General features: G+C 32.7%; 16 protein-coding genes and 1 pseudogene. 5 read left to right on the plus strand and 12 right to left on the minus strand.

The genetic code is table 11. The features are described 5' to 3' along the window. Nucleotides 1–14: 14 nt before the first annotated feature. The 11 genes from BC952_RS11460 to BC952_RS15060 form a co-directional block, all read right to left on the minus strand. The gene (locus BC952_RS11460) at nt 15–1,229 is read right to left on the minus strand and encodes an MFS transporter (protein ID WP_244200139.1); all 1,215 of its coding nucleotides are present in this window, start codon (nt 1,227–1,229) and stop codon (nt 15–17) included. A gap of 57 nt (nt 1,230–1,286) precedes the next feature. Beyond that, nucleotides 1,287–1,595, minus strand: coding sequence for a DUF202 domain-containing protein (locus BC952_RS11465; RefSeq protein WP_121365782.1), 309 nt, complete (start codon nt 1,593–1,595; stop codon nt 1,287–1,289). A 259-nt stretch (nt 1,596–1,854) separates the two neighbouring features. Continuing rightward, nucleotides 1,855–2,172: a rhodanese-like domain-containing protein gene (locus BC952_RS11470; protein WP_121365783.1), complete on the minus strand. Its 318-nt coding sequence runs from the start codon at nt 2,170–2,172 to the stop codon at nt 1,855–1,857. Between the two features lie 11 nt (nt 2,173–2,183). Beyond that, nucleotides 2,184–3,584 carry a rhodanese-like domain-containing protein gene (locus BC952_RS11475; protein ID WP_121365784.1) on the minus strand — a complete coding sequence of 467 codons (1,401 nt, stop codon included), beginning with the start codon at nt 3,582–3,584 and terminating at the stop codon, nt 2,184–2,186. Nucleotides 3,585–3,813: 229 nt separating this feature from the next. Next, on the minus strand, nt 3,814–4,197 hold the full coding sequence (locus BC952_RS11480; RefSeq protein ID WP_121365785.1) for a hypothetical protein: 384 nt from the start codon (nt 4,195–4,197) through the stop codon (nt 3,814–3,816). Between the two features lie 393 nt (nt 4,198–4,590). Beyond that, nucleotides 4,591–5,388 (minus strand): sulfite exporter TauE/SafE family protein, encoded by a 798-nt coding sequence (locus BC952_RS11485; protein WP_121365786.1) that lies wholly within the window; start codon nt 5,386–5,388, stop codon nt 4,591–4,593. Between the two features lie 280 nt (nt 5,389–5,668). Continuing rightward, complete coding sequence (locus tag BC952_RS11490; protein WP_121365787.1) at nt 5,669–6,229, minus strand: DUF6642 family protein; 561 nt, start codon at nt 6,227–6,229, stop codon at nt 5,669–5,671. Between the two features lie 41 nt (nt 6,230–6,270). Continuing rightward, nucleotides 6,271–6,894: an MCP four helix bundle domain-containing protein gene (locus BC952_RS11495; RefSeq protein ID WP_121365788.1), complete on the minus strand. Its 624-nt coding sequence runs from the start codon at nt 6,892–6,894 to the stop codon at nt 6,271–6,273. Nucleotides 6,895–7,151: 257 nt separating this feature from the next. Further along, nucleotides 7,152–8,594, minus strand: a complete 1,443-nt coding sequence (locus tag BC952_RS11500; protein WP_147405279.1) for an OprD family outer membrane porin — start codon at nt 8,592–8,594, stop codon at nt 7,152–7,154. A 104-nt stretch (nt 8,595–8,698) separates the two neighbouring features. Further along, on the minus strand, nt 8,699–10,393 hold the full coding sequence (locus BC952_RS11505) for a bifunctional metallophosphatase/5'-nucleotidase (RefSeq protein WP_121365790.1): 1,695 nt from the start codon (nt 10,391–10,393) through the stop codon (nt 8,699–8,701). 143 nt (nt 10,394–10,536) lie between these two features. Further along, nucleotides 10,537–10,929 (minus strand): c-type cytochrome, encoded by a 393-nt coding sequence (locus tag BC952_RS15060; RefSeq protein WP_244200140.1) that lies wholly within the window; start codon nt 10,927–10,929, stop codon nt 10,537–10,539. Nucleotides 10,930–11,399: 470 nt separating this feature from the next. Here BC952_RS15060 and BC952_RS15065 point away from each other — a divergent pair. From BC952_RS15065 to BC952_RS14770, 3 genes and pseudogenes are all read left to right on the plus strand, one after another. Further along, nucleotides 11,400–12,183: pseudogene (locus BC952_RS15065) on the plus strand (sulfite exporter TauE/SafE family protein). 527 nt (nt 12,184–12,710) lie between these two features. Then, nucleotides 12,711–14,429, plus strand: coding sequence for an ATP-binding protein (locus BC952_RS11520; protein ID WP_121365791.1), 1,719 nt, complete (start codon nt 12,711–12,713; stop codon nt 14,427–14,429). Between the two features lie 236 nt (nt 14,430–14,665). Further along, complete coding sequence (locus tag BC952_RS14770; protein ID WP_147405280.1) at nt 14,666–14,884, plus strand: hypothetical protein; 219 nt, start codon at nt 14,666–14,668, stop codon at nt 14,882–14,884. A gap of 230 nt (nt 14,885–15,114) precedes the next feature. Here BC952_RS14770 and BC952_RS11525 read toward each other — a convergent pair whose 3' ends face one another. Continuing rightward, nucleotides 15,115–16,074 (minus strand): alpha/beta hydrolase, encoded by a 960-nt coding sequence (locus BC952_RS11525; RefSeq protein ID WP_121365792.1) that lies wholly within the window; start codon nt 16,072–16,074, stop codon nt 15,115–15,117. Nucleotides 16,075–16,496: 422 nt separating this feature from the next. Here BC952_RS11525 and BC952_RS11530 point away from each other — a divergent pair, with 422 nt between their 5' ends. Beyond that, nucleotides 16,497–17,945, plus strand: a complete 1,449-nt coding sequence (locus BC952_RS11530) for an MFS transporter (RefSeq protein ID WP_121365793.1) — start codon at nt 16,497–16,499, stop codon at nt 17,943–17,945. Between the two features lie 101 nt (nt 17,946–18,046). Then, nucleotides 18,047–18,883 carry a 5-dehydro-4-deoxy-D-glucuronate isomerase gene (kduI, locus tag BC952_RS11535; RefSeq protein WP_121365794.1) on the plus strand — a complete coding sequence of 279 codons (837 nt, stop codon included), beginning with the start codon at nt 18,047–18,049 and terminating at the stop codon, nt 18,881–18,883. Nucleotide 18,884: the final 1 nt, after the last annotated feature.

Consider the following 18,884-nt stretch of genomic DNA (forward strand, 5'->3'; position numbering starts at 1 on the left):
ATAAGTTTTGTTTTTTACAAAGAGTCTTTCGGCATTCGGATTTCAATAATTAGGGACGATATAATGGTGATACCGCCAATCAGAATAATGGCATAATTTAGGCCAAACAAATCGGCTGTTATTCCTGAAATAATTGCGCCTATCGCATATCCTAAGTCCCTCCAAAGTCGGAATGTACCAATGCTTTCTGCTCTCTGATGTGGATTTGTCGCTTGCGCAATAGCTGATAAAAAAGTGGGATAAACTAAAGCCGTTCCCAAACCTAAAAAGGCTGAAATGGCGGCCAATTGATAGAATGCTGCAGCAAAAGGAATAAAAAGTATCGCAATTCCCTGCAGTAACATTCCCCAAAACAGCATCTTTTTTTTCGAATAAACATCGGACATTTTTCCGGTTACTAATTGTCCAAAACCCCAAACAGTAGGGTAAATAGCAGTTATAATTCCAACATTCTGAGAATCATAATTCAAAGAAAGCAACACAATAGGCAAAAGCCCCCAAATCATCCCGTCATTCAGGTTATTGACTAATCCAGCTTGCGTTATAGCGCTTAATGTTTTGTTTTTGAAAGTCGTTTCGAGGAAAATATTTTGTAATTTTTCAGTTGTATTGGTCGCATTTTCTTGGTGCACAAATACTCGGGTGTCTTTGACGAAAAACAAAGTCAATAGAAAACCAATTATCGAAATCCCGATTCCCAAGTAAAAAGGGTAGGGCGTAATGCCATATTCTTGGGCGATGTAACCCGACAGAAAAGCAACTAATCCAACGGCAAAATAACCGGCGAATTCGTTGAGCCCCATTGCTAATCCGCGATTTTTTTCACCTACCAAATCAATTTTCATCACCACGGTGCTGCTCCAAGTAAGTCCTTGGCTAATGCCCAAAAGAATATTGGCGAAAATCACCCAGTTCCAAGATTCAGCATATATCAAAATAAAAGGAATCGGTATGGCCAGAATCCAACCAAATAAAAGCAAATTTTTTCTGCCAAAACGATTTGCCAGTTTGCCAGTAAAATAATTGGTAATTGCTTTCGTGATTCCAAAGGCAATGATGAAAGAGAGAATAGCGGTTTTCGAAGCAATGCCAAATTCAATCTCAGCAAATTTTGGAATAATGGTTCGTTCCATTCCTATCATTCCTCCAACAAAAGCATTGACAATAACCAAAATAGTAAATTGTTTCCAATTTTCTTTCAGTCCAAGTTTGGCTGTATTTGTTTTCAATTGCTATTTTTTATGGATTTTAAATTAATAGATGTTAGGGACAAGAAGGATTTACTACTATAATTTGTAATATTCTAACTGGTAGTCACCAATGTGTTTTTTATTTTCTGCAATGGATTTTTTGTGTTTAACATAGTTCACCGTTCCAAAAATAAAAATGAGGAATGAAGTGATAAAAAGTGCAATTTCAATGAGTAAACTATTTTCAATTTTTAATAAATTTCTCAAACTCAAACCTGCAATCAAAAAATACATGGAGGTTCTCAAAAAGGCAAGAAAAGTAGATTGATTAGCCAATACAGTCCGTTGTAATGCTAATTTCTCTCTTAAGATTAAGTCTTTGTTCATTGCTTTTTTCGTTTCCATATTATTTTATAATTAAGTGCAAAAAGTAGTTTATTCTTATTCGTTTCGTAGAAAAGTAAAAATCAGTAATTTTTTTAAATGCACTATCAAATTTACTCTTTATTTAAATCAATTTGAAATATCAAATGTTTTAAAAATGTTTTATAAAACAGGTACCAATCAAATCGTCTAAATTTTGATTGCTGAATAAATAAATGTGCAGTTTAAAACAGGTATTTTTCTTGTTTTAAACTGCACACTATTTTAAAATTATTGCTGTTTATTTATTGATCATTTCATTTACATCTTGCCAAGTACCGCCATTGGTAACGTTTTTGAAACCATTTTGTTCTAAAATCATTTTGGCTTGACCGCTGCGATTCCCACTTCGGCAGAAAACAATAATTTGTTCTTTTCCTTTGAATTTTTCCAATTGACTCGCTACTTGGTCCAAAGGAATATTGGTAGATCCTTTTACATGACCTTCTGCGAATTCTGCTGGTGTGCGAACATCTACAAGGAACGCACCTTCTTTTATTAATTTTTCCATTTGTGTGGTGTCTTTTTTTGAAAACATATTTTTAAAAATTCCGAACATAATTGTGGTTTTTAGTATTCAACAGCATTGTTTTGGCTCACCCATTCATTCATTCCAGGAGAATAATTGAGTACATTTTTATATCCATTTCGTGATAATAAAGAATAGGCAATTGCCGCTCTGTCCCCGCCTTGGCAATGGATTAATACTTTTTTATCTTTACTTATTTTGTCTAAATTATTTACTAAAGAGCCTACAAATACATTGTCGGCTCCTTTGATGTGGCCTGCATTGTATTCCGCTACACCACGAAGGTCAACCACCTGGACGTCTTTTTCTTGTTGTAAGGCTTTAAATTCTTCTATAGTAATTTGATTCACTTTCTCCAAAGAACCGCCATTTTCTTCCCATATTTTTGTAGAAGGAATGTACCCGTGAATGTTGTCTAATCCTATTCTCATTAGTTTTCTGGTCAAATCATCTAATTGTGATTCATCGGCAAGCAACATAAAAGGCTCTTCATAGGTAAGAAACCATCCTGCCCAAGTAGCAAATGAATTATTCCCTTGAATGTTGATGCTTCCTGGAATAAAACCTTTAGAAAATTCCGATTTATCTCTGGCATCAATTAATTTAATTCCTTTGGCTAAAGCAGCGGATAATTCAGTGTAATCTAATTTTTTCAATTTAGGAACAGCTGTAAGAAGCGGACGATCAACTTTATTTAGTTTTTTCATCATCGCAAAATATTTTGGTGGTTCCGGTTGGTCTTCCAGTAAATATTTTACAAATCCAGCTTCATCATTTTTATGTTGAAAAGCCCAGTTTCTTATTTTTTCGTACCCAACAGTTGTGCTTGGTACGGCTCCTAACGCTTTTCCACAAGCAGAACCTGCGCCATGACCCGGCCAAACTTGAATGTATTCAGGTAATGCATCAAATTTTTTGATTGATTGATACATTTGTTTGGCACCAATGTCTTGAGTTCCTTTCATTCCTGCTGCTTTTTCTAGCAAATCAGGTCTTCCTACATCACCAACAAATACAAAGTCACCGGTGAATAACATTACTGGTTCGTCGCTTGCAGGCGTATCGGTTAATAGAAAACTGATGCTTTCCGGCGTGTGTCCCGGAGTGTGAACTACTTCTATTTTTAAGTTTCCTACTTTTAAAACATCACCATCTTTTATGTCAACATGAGGGAATTCATATTTCCAATCGGGTCCGCCTTCCGCTGAAAGGTACATTTCTGCTCCTGTCAAAGCGGCTAGTTCTCTGGAACCTGCAAGGAAATCAGCATGGATGTGAGTTTCTAAAATATGAGTAATTTTCATATTGTTCTGTTTGGCAATTTCAAGATAGGTATCAACATCCCTTTTAGGATCGATAACTGCGGCTACTCCTGCTTTTTGACAGCCAATAAAATAACTTGCCTGAGCAAGACTCTTATCGTAAATGTGTTGAAAATACATATCGTTTATTTTTTAAGTTTCTAATTTATAGGACAAAATTAATGCATCAATTCTTTAAATTTGGTGACTAATGTTACATAGGCATTTATGACGGAATTATTTTTGCGAGAAATGTATATTAAAAGAGAACAAATAATTCTAAAACCATCTTCTAAGCCGCCTGAAATAACAATTTTTGAACTTTAAATTAGATTTATTTTTTAATTAAATAAAAGATATTTTTGTAATGTTACATCCATTTTGATAGAAAATCAATCAATTCTTCTCGTAACTCTTTGAATATTTTTTCAAATACAGCGATGCTTTCTCGATGCTTTTTATGATCTGAAAATTTTGTATGTTCAATATCATTAACATTCTTGCGGACCGCTGCTTCAAGATACGATTCATGGCTTTTAATATCGTGATTTAAGATGTCAATCTGTTCCTTTTGGATGATTAACTGATTATTAAAATGATCAACTAAGGCAAGTACCTCACTCGAAGTATTCTTACTCGCCACCTCCGAAAGTCGGTTTGTCATTATTGAAAGCTCATCTTTGTAAAACAAAAGTTTATTAAGCCACGTTTTGTGCTCTTCATGTAATTGATAAATTGTTTTTGTAGTTTCCATTTTCTTATTTTTAGATTAATTTAATCGGAGTTATTGTTTGTTAAATTATAAATTAGTTATATCGTATCATATAACTGATTACTATTTATTCTAAAAAAGATATTTACTACTAATTTAGTGATATTTTAAATGGTATTAAAATTATAATCAACTTATATGTAGTTAGTTATGAATTAAAATGTTGTTTTATTTGAATTTGGGTTTTAATAAGTCTTAATATAACCAATTATAAAATAATCCCTTTAAAATTTCTCTAAAGGGATTATTGTTGTAATGATTATAAGTATTTTTCTGAATAGTCCAATAAGTCCATTCTTTAGTTTTACCGATTAAATTTTTTTAAAGTTTTTAGTATTTAAAAATTAGATTTGGCTCGTTTCTTGCACAAAACTATTATTTCATAAAAAGCTCTTTGGTTATAATGTAGATTCCCATCACTAGAACAAACCAGCCAAATGCGGGTTTCAGTTTGTCTCCATTAATTTTTTTTGATAACACAGTGCCAATGAAAATTCCAATTATTGCAAATGTTGAAATGGTAAAGAGAAATTGCCAATCGATAATACTTTCTCCACCTTCTCCAAAGAAACCTATCAAAGATTTTGCTGCAATAATCACTAAAGATGTTCCTACGGCTTCTTTCATAGGAAGTTTGCTTAAAATAACCAAAGCCGGAATAATTAAGAAACCACCTCCAGCTCCCACAAGTCCAGTGATAATTCCCACAAGTGCCCCCTCTATAAGTATCAGCGGGTAATTGAATTTTTGTTTATGTGGCTCTTCAGAAGTAGTTTTTGGATCTTTTTTAATCATACTATAAGAGGCAATAATCATTATTATAGCGAAAAGCAGCATTAAAAAAAGGTCTTTAGTCAGAATAAAATTTTCTATAGAAAATATTTCTTTAGGAATTGCAGGTACTATTAAAGCCCTTGTTGTAAAAACAGCAATAATGGATGGAATACCAAAAACAATAGCCGTTTTGATGTTCACCAACCCTTTTTTGAAATACCCTACAGTACCTACGGCACTCGTTAAACCGACAATGAATAATGAATAAGCTGTTGCGATTACTGGTTCTATTGCAAATAAATAAACTAAAACGGGTACGGTAAGAATACTACCACCACCACCAATTAGCCCTAATGCTACACCAATAAGTATTGATGCAAAATAACCGATATATTCCATAATTGTAAATTTTATGATGCAAATATTGTCAGTTTAAATTATAACTACAGTAACATTTATCACACAAAGGATTTTTTTTCAAAATTTCAAAATGATTTCGGAGTAATTTTAATATCCATTTTTGTTTCTTCATTGGAGAAAAACTGAAATACATGATTTAGTTTTGCTACTCAAAGTTAAAATAATATTGTTGAAATTATCATCAATCGATTCAAATTATGCTCATGAATAGGAGTGATCCCTTTCTAAGTTATAAATAAAATTTAAGTAATTCTTTTTTTTAATAATACAATCTAAAATCGAGTAGTTTACATAAAGCATAGTATTTTTGATGTAATTCTTCGACAATTTCTACAACATTATCTTGTTCTTCAAATAAGCTAAAGAAAGCTTTGTCAAGATTACTGCTGGTTAATTTATTGAATGCCGCTCCATAACCGGAAATAGCACGTGCTCCTGTAATATCTAAAAAGTATTGCGCTTCTTCTTCGCTTAAGTCTAATACTTTTGCATTTGCGAAATGCAAAATTTTACCTTTCATTTTTCCTTCAAAAAGTTCAGCTATTTCTTCTAAACTATAGTAATATTCATTGAGGCAAATGTTGTTTCCTTCACCTTGTATTACTAAGTATATTATTTCATAATTTTTAAAATTATGGTCCTCGTAGAGTAATGCATTTAAACTATCTTCTAATCCTTCAATAGTATCGCACGTTTTATAAATACTTGTAATGCCTTGATCAAAGGCTAATTGTTCTAAGTTTTTGACTACTTCAGTAGTGTTGACAGTTTCTGCATCGGGAACTGCTTCGAGGCAGAAAATAAATGTATCAGAATCCATGAAATTTAGTTTATATAAATAATTTAGTGTACCAATTGTAATTAATTCAGGCTTGGTGATTGTGGTATTTTGATCTTATTTTTCTTAGCCATTAACAAATATAAGGTGAAACCACCCAAAACTACCAGTAAAGCAATCTGAAGTTCCCCTAAAGTAGTGTTGCCTTTGTGTAAGGAATTTGAGTTTGATAATTTTGATTTGCCTTCAGCGATTTGAATTTGTGAAAGTAGTTCCAGGGTCTGTAAAGCCTGATTACAGGAGTACGCTACTTCATTCCAATTGTTCTTTTTGGATTGTTTATTAATATCGTTACAAGAAGTTAGAAATGTAACATAGGATTTTTTTTCTTTGGGAGTTAAAACAGTTTCTAAATATAATTTATTAATGTTTTGAATATTTTTTAATGCATTCGTAATCTGATTCTTTTTTCGGGTTTCATTTAGCCCAATTTGTACTGCGTTTGCTTTTATGAAATGAAGTTGATTTGCATATTTAAAGATATAATAAGCCACAACTAATCGGTCATTATAAATGGCATTGATATCCTCATTTGACTTTTTGGAATTTTGTAGCGTATTGAAATTACTCAACAGAACAATAACCATTACAATTAGTAAAATAAAACTGGCTTTTGTTTTATTAGTATACTTTTTTAGGTCTTTCATCTTAAAGGCTTTTGTGACTTTGCAATATAAGGTATTGTCCTGAATTTATTTCAGTAACATAAAGATCATCCAATTTTTATTACCAACACCAATAAAATCTATGAAGACTTTAAATGAAGCACTGTATTTCCAATATAAAAGCGATTAGTGTGTTCAAAATAATAGTGTTTCAGAATATTTTAGAAGTATTAGTATTACGGTAGTCAATTACTGTAAAGTGATTGCAATTTGATAGTTTTTAAACATTGGCAGCAATATTAAATTACACGATTAAAATTGAAATTGAGTATAAAATTGATATTACTCATGTTGGTTTTATTGAAAATATAATTTTTGTTAGCATAGGTTTCTCCCACATTGAACTTGCGCACATACAATAATTGCGCATCAAAACCTTTTAACATTCCTTGAAATTGGTAGCGAACATCAGCATTGGTTTGTATATAAGAAGGCAATCCATATTTATTCATTGCAGCGTTTTTCACATCCGGTAAATCAAAATATCCTATCGCCAGATGCGATTTAAATGTCTTTTTAGGATTCGTATATTGTATTTTGGTCATTACCGAATGAACATCTCCAAAACCTTCATTTCGTTCTCTAGCCATAAAGGTATAAAATGGGTCACGTCCCCATTCTCGGGGCATCAAATACCTACCTTTGGCAGTTATTCGGTTGTAATTTAGAGTGATTTCTATTTTTTTATTTTGCCAGCCTAACCTTCCTCCAAAAGTTTGAGAATTGCCATTTTTTTCAAAATAGTTTTTGCTTGGATCTTCATTTCCACCAAAATTTAGTGCGTTTTGGTATATCGTCTGAAATCCGAAAAGCAGTTTTGAATTTGGATTTAAATCGTATTTATAGTCCATTTGGAATAGTGCTGAATTGAATATATTCTCAGCATATTGGTTCCATAAAAGTGTTTTTAAATTCTTTATGGATTCATTTTGCACACCGACAATATAAATTCCGTCACTGTCTAAATTTCCCGCATAATCGGATTTTGTTCCATCAGGATTCACACCAGTTGGATAAATTCCTATGGATTCTCCAACTCTGAAATATTTCATGGTGCTTCGGGGCGAAATTCCGTATAGGTAACCCACATTAATTTTAGTTTTTTTGAGTTCATTAAAATCAATCCAAATTCCATCCACTTCTGTAGGCCGCATTCTGCCATCTTGCAGGTTTATGAAAGGGGTGTTCAGCAGTTGTTTACCAAGGGTTATGGTCGAATTTTTATAATTGTATTTTAAATGTAATTCTTCTAAGCGGCTTAAATTGTCGTTATTTGATGGGTTTTGAATGTCAAAAAGTGCTACTTCATATCTATTGGACGCATTAGTAACGGGATCTTTTTGAGTAAAATCGGAAGAACCAATGTTGAAAATGTAATAGCCGCTGACACCAAATTGAAAATTATGAAATTTAGCGGTTTCAAACTTTACGCCACCTCCAAGTGCATTGGCATAATAATCGGATAAGCCACTTTCATTGTTGGTACCCATAAAAAAATAGCGAAAATGACCGCTGAAGTTCCCGTTTTTAAAAGCATTTAGAATCGATGTGGAATCAATTTTTTCATTACTTTTTTCTTTCCATACTGTTGGCTTATCGGAAATTTCCTGATGTTGTGCCGATGCATGGATACTTATAAAAAGTAAAAAAGTTGAAATTATTATAGAGAAAAAAGATTTCATTTGTAAGTCTTTAATTTTTGACAAAAATAAACCCAACAGTAATAAATGTAGGTAACATTTATCACTGTTGGGCAAATTATATAAAAAATTAAAAAGTTAGAATACTATCTAAACGTATAATCAACACCGGTAACCTGAGTTAATAGTGTTTCAGGAGCATCCAAAATTATAGCATTTTTTTGTGGTGTAGGCGTAACAGGAGAATTTTGTTTCAAATAGTCTCTCATTACCGAATGTAAGGTTGCATTGGTGTTTTTGGCATCCACAACGCCTTTCATCCTGCAAAGCATGTCCACAGGGTCTCCGTCACGTTCACAGGCCATTATGGAATACATTTTTTCAGAATCTATCGGCATATTTTTTACCATAATGCTTTGCACTCTGTTGTCCATTTCTGCAAAAGCATTGAAACGGACTTTCATTCCTTTAAATTTCACCACCCAGCCGCCAAAACGTTTTGAAGCCTCTTGTGCAAAAACATTATTCAATTCTTTTTCAAGCCAGTTTTTCAATTGTTTTCCGGTGACTTTTGCAGTTCTTACCGTGCTGTCCACGGGAAGCATATCAAAAATGAATCCGTTTGTTATGGGAATATTTCCAGTTTGATCCGGAGTTGTTTTTGGTGGACAAAAACGAAATCCATTGGAAAGATTAATGTCAATTTCAGGAAATTTCCAGTTCAAGGCATTCAGAATCATTGTGTCAATCGGATTTTCCACCACAAAATAGCGGTACAAAGGAATTGTGCTGTATCCAATAACCTGATTGATTTGTTCCTGATAAACAGACTCTTTTTCTATTAATAATTTTTCAATTGCTGCATCCGGTTTTATTTTAGGTGAATCAACTTCGAGTAATTCATAGCTGTCATCAATGACTTTTCCGTTGGGAATTGTCAAATCTAATTTTCCAATAAACGAACCAAATGCTCCCGGTTCTACCACTTTTGAATATTTACAAACTATTGGTTTGCGGACTCTTTCGTGTGTATCACCTCCTAAAATGTAATTGACACCCTCACATTCAGGGTGGTTTGCTAAAGCTATTTGTTGCGATAAACCCAGGTGCGCAATCATAATTACATAGCTGCATTGTTCTTGATTTCTAAGCACATCCACATAGTGAGCCAGATTTTCTTCGGGATTGGTATAGATGATTCCTTTGCTGTAATTTGGACTTTGTCGTAACGGTACTAAAGGATCTGTGTAGCCTAGAAAACCAATTTTTGCTCCAGCAATATGCCAAATCGTATAAGGTTGAAAAATAAGTTCGCCTCGTTTTCCTTCACCTAAATCATGGTACATATTGGTACAGATTTTTGGTGCATCTAGAGAACCTAAAAGGGTTTGCATTCTCTTTTTTCCATAAATTACTTCCCAGTTTCCGGGTAAGTACAAATCGTAATCTAATGCATTTAAAATAGGAACAAAAGCTTCACCAGTAGTTTCTACACTTAATTCGCTACCCTGAAACATATCGCCAGTGTCAATGATATAGGTGTTTGGATTTTTCTTTTTTAACTGCTTCAGCATCGTTGCCATATAGGCGTAACCGCCTGTTTTTCTGAAAACCGCTTTCCCATTTTCCCAAAACAACTCATCATGTGGATGAATTTGGCAATGGACATCGGTAGTTTGAAGAATGGAAATCGTTTGAGGTTTGCTTCGGTCGATTGGAGCATCCAATTTCATTACTTCGGTGTCATCTGTATTTGCAATAGCAGAAAGGGGCGAAATAATGACAGCACCCAAACTTAATGTTCCTACAGATTTTAGAAAATTTCTCCTGTTATTGCTCATGTTTTTAGTTTTTTTGATTCCGTTTTTAATTGATTTCAAAGGAAAAGTCCACAGTCCAATTACTGGTACGAAATTTTAAAATTAATCTAAAATCGACCTTTATTCTTTAATAATTCAAGTATTGCCGACATACATATTTTGTTTTAGGACTGTGTGGCTTTTTGGTTATTTTTCAATTTTTTATTAGCTTCTTCTAATTTCTTTTTTACTTCTTTTATCGATTTAAAAGGTCCGAATTTATGTTGGATTTCCGTAAACCTATCTGAAAAAGGTCCAAAAGGATGATCGATCGGTTTTTTGGAAATATCGGGCCAGTCTTGACTTAAATCTTTGAATGGTCTAGGTTGGTTTTCTACATAAGCCGCAATATCCCATGATTCTTCATCGGATAATTGAGGGTTTTCATAAGTGGCACCCAGTGGCATATTGTATTTTATGTACCCTGCAAAGATTAACAAAGCCGGAACCTTAAGTCCAACTAATGGACTTGCAATATACCAAGGCCAAGGTTGTTTAATTAATTCTAAAATTCCCATATTTATATTTTTATTGTTGTAAAATTCACTTTTAAAAAAGATAATTAGTGTAACTTACATCACATAATGAAAAAAAATATGTAAAAAATGACACATATAAGATAAATTATCCTGTCTCATTTTTAATTATTTATTAGTCTACATGTATTATTAAAATTCAGAGTTCATTAAAATTATTTCAAACAAAAAAAATGCTTGATTTCTCAAGCACTTTTTAAATGTACTTAATTCTTGCCCTAATTTGTTTATGTTGTCCACTTGCTACTGTCGGAATTATTTCTTTGTCATCATAATTAAAATCAGTCCGCATGAATTCTAAAGTAATATCCATCGGCACGGCTTTGCGGCAAGTAATTAAACTAAAAATTAATTGTTATCATATTGAACTTTTAGATTAAATGTTCCTATGTGATAAATATTCCAGACCGTAAAATTTTAAGTAGTAATATTTCCAATATAAAATTATAATTATGAAGTATGTAGGTGATTTTACGTCAATCCTTATTGGCTTAGCTTTAGGATTGATTGGGGAGGTGGCTCCATTCTTACTGTACCTATTTTAGTCTATTTATTTGCAGTTGAACCGGTACTTGCAACAGCTTATTCGTTGTTTATTGTTGGCTTAACAAGTGCTTAAGAAACTGTAGGCTATTTCAAAAAAGGGTTGGTTAACATAAAAACAGCTATTGTTTTTGGTATTCCATCAATCATCGCCGTTTTTACAACAAGAGCTTTTATTGTTCCTGCTATACCTAAAGGGATCTTTTCAATAGAAAATTTCATACTTACTAAAGATCTTTTTTTAATGTTACTTTTTGCTGTAATCATGGTTATTACATCTTATACAATGATTAAAAAAAGATAAAAAAAACTACCATAGAAGAAGCTGGAGAGCAAAAAATTAACTATCCATTAATACTTATTGAAGGTGCAATTGTTGGTGTTATTTCAGGTTTAGTTGACGCGGATGGTAGATTTCTGATGATTGCTGGATTAGTTATTCTTAGTAAATTGCTGTAGGAACATCACTTGTAATTATTGCCGCCAAATCATTAATAGGCTTTTTTGGCGAAGGAGGAGAAAGTGCTATTGACTGGCAATTTCTATTTACTATTTCAGGTTTTGCAATTGTTGGAATTTTCGTTGAAACGGCATTGTCTAAAAAATAGATGGTAATAAACTAAAACCTAAATTTGGCTGATTAGTTTTAGTAAGTGTATTCACATTATTACCAAAGAGTTATTTCTAAAATAAAATTCACATTGATACAGATGCAAATTCAATACGTTTATCTTCTTATTTAAAAAAATCTAAAAAATGGCTAATCATTATCAAATATTAATTGTTGGAGCAGAAAATGCCTGATTTTCAGTCGCTTCATAATTACTAATCAAAAGAAATATGGATATCCAAAACAAAACGGCACTTTTAGTTAAACTACATTTTGTAATTAATTTAAGGGTTAAATTCTTCAACTGTTGCATAAATCATAGCTGAATTTCTCATTTTCACTTTTACCAAATTTCAATATATTCAAAGTAGTTACGGTTTCGTGTGATGCGGATGCGATTGATAGTAACACTCCTCAAGCAAAAGATTTTGGAGTACAAAAAAAGGTCTGAAGTTCAAGGAAAGCGATATTAGACCTTTATCCAATACAAGTTCTGATATGGCTAGCGACGGGCCTGAAAATGAATTAATTATTATAAAACCATCAAAAAAAACATAATAACCGGCACTACTTTGTAATTAAATACTAATTTCGGGGAAAGATATTTTATATGTTGCGTTCCCCGATTTTAGTTTTAGTACTTTTACTTTCTATCGTATCTTGTCAAAAGAATGTAAAAACAAGTATTGATACTTCTAAAAAACAAGAAAGCCCAAAGAAAGTTATAGCTCAAAAATATTCGGAATTAGGGGATTCTTTTAGCAGGGATAATAAACTGGATAGTGCTTTCTATTATTATTTAAAATCTACAGAATTATTTAAAGAGGAAGGCTTTAGCACATACATCGCTTATAATCTAGTTGGGATGGCATATATTCAACAGACCTTTGGTGATTATTACAGCAGTGAAGAAACTTTGACCGAAGCTTTGCCATACTTAAACAATGATTTACAGTTTCAGGTGGCGGCAAATAATTTATTTGGAATCGCAGCAAAAGAACTAAAAAATTATGATGACGCAGTTCATTATTATACTACAATTTTAAAAACGGTTAAAGATTCCGTTACTAAAGTGGCTGTTCTTAATAATATTGCTACAGTTTATATGGAACAAAAAAAGTACAAAAAAGCAATAGTACTTTTAGAGCCAGTTTTGAAGTCCAATATTTTAGATACACTGCAGAACAACAAAGCTCGAATTATTGATAATCTGGGATTTGCTTATTATAAAGACAATAAGATTTCAAAGGGATTAGCATTAATGAATCAGGCTTTAACAATCAGAACTAGAATTAACGATTCTTATGGAAGTATTGAGAGCTATTTGCATTTAGCCGATTACTATCAAAATAAAGATTACCAAAAATCAAAAGAGAATGCACTACATGCTTATGATGAAGCAACGAAACATCAAAGTATTGACGAACGATTGGAAGCCTTGGCATTTTTAATGTCTTATAATCAAGAAAAAGGAGTAAATAGTTACGCCATATTGTTTGTAAATCTAAATGACAGTATTAAGAAAGTACGAAACAATGCTAAAAATCAATTTGCTAAAATTAGATATGATTCTCGAAAAGCCATTCTGGAAAGCATTAAATATAAAGGGCAAAGAGCAGAAACCCTTTTGCAGCTTGAAACACAAAAGAACCAAAAGTACTTGCTCTTTTTTGGATTTGCTGTATTACTTGGTGGGGTTGTATTTATAGTTAATTATTACAAAAGTAAAACCAAACGAGAACGCTTAGAGGCCAATTATACTACTGAAACCCGAATTTCTAAAGAACTCCATGATGAATTGGCCAATGATGTTTTTTATGCGATGACTTTTGCTGAAACTCAAGATTTGCAGAATCCAATAAAAAAAGAAACTTTTTTAGATCATCTTGATAAAATATATGTTAGAACACGAAATTTTTCTAAAGAGAATAGTCCTATTGAAACGGGAGAACATTATGAACAAAATTTAAAAGAAATGCTCAATAGCTACAAAAGTAGTAGTACCGTAGTTATTATTAAAAATGGAGAACCAATAGATTGGTCAAAAATTCAAACAGAAAAAAAGATAGCCATACAAAGAGTATTGCAAGAACTTATGGTTAATATGAAAAAACACAGTCATGCCAGTTTTGTTATCATTGGTTTTGATATGAAACAAAATACTCTAAGAATTGACTATTCAGATAATGGAGTTGGTTTTTCACACCAACTAATTTTAAAAAATGGTCTCCAGAATCCGGAAAACCGTATTCAGACTGTAAATGGAATACTTACTTTTGATTCTCAAACCAATAAAGGTTTCAAGGCTAAAATATTAGTTACAAAATAATATGCTTATATGTTTACAAAAGTTTTAATTGCAGATGATATTGATTTTAATGATTTTAGTGCTGCCCAGATATTAAATTAACTTGATATTTTCGAAATTCAACATGTAAAATATTGTGATGAAGCTTTGTTAAAGATTAAAAATCACAATTAGATGGTATTCCTTTTCAACTGCTTATTTCTGACTTATACTCTAAAGCGGATCACCAATTGAATAAACTCAATTGGGGCAAGTAATTGATCGCTGAGGTTAAAAAGCAGTGTCCTAACACTAAAATAATTGTTTTTTCGATTGAAGACAGAGCACGTCGCATCAAATTACTATTTGATGAACTGGATATAAATGGCTATCTAATAAAAAGGAGAAACACAATATACGACCTAAAATTAGCCATTCAAAGAGCCTACAATAATGAACTAGAAAACGTTTCTCCTGAATTGTTGCACCTGCCGTAAGATAAGACTATAACAGAAATAGATAATTATGATGTGCAGTTAATCAAGTGTCTTTCCATAGGAACATCGCATGAAAATCTAGTACAACAAAAAAAGAATGTATTTAGCTTTGAAGTATCTAACTTTTGACGAATTTAATTGCAAAAATGTGGCTTAACTTGATGTACAGTTTTTGTTTGCATCTCCAAAAAATCAGATAGTATTTTTGTTAAGGTCAATGTTAGAAGATATTATTCGACCAAACTTTTAAGAAAAAATTGACTACGAAGCCAATTCTCACAATCTTTAGTCCAATATAGGCTTGTATCTTTAATTCCCAAACCAAAGCCATGTCTGCCTTTTTCATACAAATGTAACTCGGCAGGAACCTTATTTTTCTTTAAAGCTATGTAATAATTTATGCTGTTTTCTGCAGGAACAACTAAATCATCAGTGGCATGAATGATAAACGTGGGAGGAGTGGCAGAACTCACGTGTTGTTCATTGGAAAATTTATCAATCAATGAAACGGACGGCGAAACCCCCAATAAATTATTTTGTGATCCTTTGTGTGTGATTTCATTTGTCATGGAAATAACAGGGTAGATTAATATCGAAAAATCCGGTTTAGCACTTAAGGAGTCAGAAACTTGGTATATTTGATCATTATAATGAGTAGATAAAGTGGCTGCTAAATGTCCGCCTGCCGAAAAACCCATAACTCCAATTTTGTCCTTCTTTACTTTCCATTTTTCTGCGTTGCGTCTGATGTATCGAATTGCTTCTTGGGCATCTTGTAAAGGACCAATTGTTTTATCTTTCATTATTTGGTCATTGGGTAGTCTGTATTTTAAGACAAAGGCTGTTATTCCTAAGGTATTAAGCCATCGTGCTACTTTGGTCCCTTCTTTGTCAATGGCTAAATGCGAATATCCACCTCCAGGGAAAATTAGAACTGATGAGCCATTAGAAGAGGCTTTGTCTGGAAAAAAAACAGATAGAGTAGGAGTGAAAACTTTGCTGCTGTTTTTTATTATTCCTTCTTCGGATATTTCTTTTTCCTGATAACTTGAATCATGAATTGCGCCAGGAATTGCCTCCGTCCAAAGCGGGATAATTTTATCTTGAGCGTGTATGGGTAAAATGATACCAATACTAAAAAATACAGGTAAAATATAAATACTCATTTTTAGAATTTTATTTATTTTCATAGTAATTCTTATTTTTTATAATCTTTTTTTAATGAAATATAGTTTTATGTTTTATTAGTTGATAAAAATTCAATTTTAGAACATCAAAAGTATTCCTAAATCTATAATTTATAGAATTTTGGCTTTAACATCAATTCTCTTAAATATGTAATTTAATATTGTTTTTTTTATTTTATATATTTATTTAATCTGCTAATTTAAAATAATATTCAAATTATTTGGATAATGAATATTAAAAAGTATATTTGTGCAATCGATTACATTTTATTGCAAGTAAATTTAAGTTCGACAAAAAGGGTTCGGTGATTAAAGGAAAGACTTCATCGCAATTCATTTTGAAAAGAGATTAATTCTGCGGATAAACTGTTTTACGTACTTAGAATGCATTTATATCGAAAACTAACTACTTTAAACACAACAAAATGATAAAGCAAACAAGTAAAAATATTGGAAACTACCGCTGGTCAATTTGTGGTTTACTTTTTTTTGCAACTACTATAAATTACTTGGACAGACAAGTGCTTTCATTGACATGGAGTGATTTTATTGCTCCGGAATTTCATTGGACCAACAATGATTATGGAAATATTACGGCGTTGTTTTCAATTTTTTATGCAGTATCATTATTATTTGCAGGAAGATTTGTGGATTGGTTAGACACCAAAAAAGGATTTCTTTGGGCTATTGGGATATGGTCTTTTGGAGCTTGTTTACACGCATTCTGCGGTATTGCAACAGCAGGGATTATAACTGGGGATTGGTTTGTTGGTTTTGAAGGAGCTAAAGAGGCACTTAGTACGGTGAAAGATACTGGAATGATTATCAATGTAAGTGTGACTTTATTTATTTTTGCTCGTTTTGTTTTGGCCGTTGGTGAGGCAGGAAATTTCCCTGCAGCTATTAAAACAACAGCCGAATATTTTCCTAAAAAAGACAGAGCATTTTCTACAAGTATTTTTAATGCAGGTGCGACTGTTGGTGCATTGGCTGCCCCAATATCTATTCCGTTTATTGCAGAAGCGTTTGGTTGGGAAATGGCTTTTATTATCATTGGTGCCTTAGGTTTTGTTTGGATGGGATTTTGGGTTTTTATGTATGAAAAACCGGAGAAACATCTAAAGGTTAGTACCGCTGAATTAGAATATATCCAGCAAGATGATATTGCGGCCAGTAAATTAGAAGGATATGTACCGGAAACGAATACCAAGGTAACTTTAATGGATTGTTTTAGATACAAACAAACATGGGCTTTTGCTTTTGGTAAGTTCATGACCGATGGCGTGTGGTGGTTCTTTTTGTTCTGGACTCCTGCGTATTTAAGCTCAGTTTACGGCATGGATTCAACCGAAGCGGCTTTGCCATTATTTGTATTATACATGATTACGTTGCTTTCAATTATTGGAGGTTGGTTGCCTACGTATTTTGTTGAAAAGAAGGGAATGAATCCTTATGAAGGACGAATGAGAGCCATGCTGATTTTTGCTTTTTTCCCATTATTAGCTTTGATTGCACAGCCTTTGGGTCATATTAGCTATTGGTTACCCGTAATAATAATTGGTATTTCAGGAGCGGCTCACCAATCTTGGTCGGCAAATATCTTCACAACAGTTGGTGATATGTTCCCTAAAAAAGCAATTGCAACTATTACTGGTATCGGTGGTTTGGCTGGTGGTATTGGTTCCACGATGATCAACAAAGGTTCAGGATTATTATTTGATTATACTAAAGAAACCAATATGGCTTTTATGGGTTTTCAAGGGATTGAAGCTGGATATTTTATCATTTTTTCTATTTGTGCCGTTTGTTATTTGACCGGTTGGTTGGTCATGAAAGCATTGGTACCAAAATATAGTCCGATTACTGATTTATAAGTCAGTTTTTTAAAATTAACAGCTTTTTAGAGATTAAAAAAATAGTACTTAAAAGAATATAAAGTACTTTTGTGTAATCGATTACATTAAAATAATATAATATGACAAATTTTTCTTTTAGATACGCTTCGAATCCCACGGACGTTAAGAAATATGGAACTGACGAATTGAGAGAGCAATTTTTAATTGAAAATCTTTTCGTTGAAAATGAAATACAACTGACCTATTCTATGTATGATAGATACATTGTAGGGGGAATAATGCCGGTTGGCAAAGAATTAAAACTAGAAACTATTCCGTATTTGAAATCAGAAAACTTTCTAGACAGACGGGAATTGGGAATTATCAACGTTGGCGGTAGCGGAATTGTTACTGTTGACGGCGTGGTTTATCAATTGCAAAAAAAAGAAGCTTTGTATGTAGGTCAAGGCTGTAAAGAAGTTGTTTTTTCCAGTTCAAAAGGCGAACAAGCGTTATTTTATATTAATTCGGCACCGGCACACACGAAATTTCCAAACAAAAAAGTAGGGAAAAATGAGGCTGAAGTCATTCAATTAGGAGAAGAAAAAACAGCCAACAAGAGGATTTTAAACAAACTGATCGTCAACAGTATCGTTGAAACGTGTCAGTTGCAAATGGGACTTACTGAATTGTTGCCCGGTAATGTATGGAACACCATGCCAGCGCACACGCACAACCGCCGTATGGAAGCCTATTTTTATTTTGATATAGAAGCGCCGCAAACGATTTGCCACTTTATGGGAGAACCACAAAATACTAGACATATTTTCATGCAAAACCATCAGGCTGTTTTGTCTCCGGAATGGTCCATACATTCCGGTGCAGGAACGTCAAACTATTCTTTTATATGGGGAATGGCCGGTGAGAATTTAGATTATGGCGACATGGATATCGTTGCCCCAAATGAATTAAGATAAG

This window comes from Flavobacterium limicola, from assembly GCF_003634755.1.
Classification (GTDB): Bacteria; Bacteroidota; Bacteroidia; order Flavobacteriales; family Flavobacteriaceae; genus Flavobacterium; species Flavobacterium limicola.

Coding starts and splice junctions, on each gene's coding strand:
- BC952_RS11465 (WP_121365782.1), bottom strand. CDS start 1,595: ATGGAAACGAAAAAAGCAATGAACAAAGACTTAATCTTAAGAGAGAAA.
- BC952_RS11470 (WP_121365783.1), bottom strand. CDS start 2,172: ATGTTCGGAATTTTTAAAAATATGTTTTCAAAAAAAGACACCACACAA.
- BC952_RS11475 (WP_121365784.1), bottom strand. CDS start 3,584: ATGTATTTTCAACACATTTACGATAAGAGTCTTGCTCAGGCAAGTTAT.
- BC952_RS11480 (WP_121365785.1), bottom strand. CDS start 4,197: ATGGAAACTACAAAAACAATTTATCAATTACATGAAGAGCACAAAACG.
- BC952_RS11485 (WP_121365786.1), bottom strand. CDS start 5,388: ATGGAATATATCGGTTATTTTGCATCAATACTTATTGGTGTAGCATTA.
- BC952_RS11490 (WP_121365787.1), bottom strand. CDS start 6,229: ATGGATTCTGATACATTTATTTTCTGCCTCGAAGCAGTTCCCGATGCA.
- BC952_RS11495 (WP_121365788.1), bottom strand. CDS start 6,894: ATGAAAGACCTAAAAAAGTATACTAATAAAACAAAAGCCAGTTTTATT.
- BC952_RS11500 (WP_147405279.1), bottom strand. CDS start 8,594: ATGAAATCTTTTTTCTCTATAATAATTTCAACTTTTTTACTTTTTATA.
- BC952_RS11505 (WP_121365790.1), bottom strand. CDS start 10,393: ATGAGCAATAACAGGAGAAATTTTCTAAAATCTGTAGGAACATTAAGT.
- BC952_RS15060 (WP_244200140.1), bottom strand. CDS start 10,929: ATGGGAATTTTAGAATTAATTAAACAACCTTGGCCTTGGTATATTGCA.
- BC952_RS11520 (WP_121365791.1), top strand. CDS start 12,711: ATGTTGCGTTCCCCGATTTTAGTTTTAGTACTTTTACTTTCTATCGTA.
- BC952_RS11525 (WP_121365792.1), bottom strand. CDS start 16,074: ATGAAAATAAATAAAATTCTAAAAATGAGTATTTATATTTTACCTGTA.
- BC952_RS11530 (WP_121365793.1), top strand. CDS start 16,497: ATGATAAAGCAAACAAGTAAAAATATTGGAAACTACCGCTGGTCAATT.
- kduI (WP_121365794.1), top strand. CDS start 18,047: ATGACAAATTTTTCTTTTAGATACGCTTCGAATCCCACGGACGTTAAG.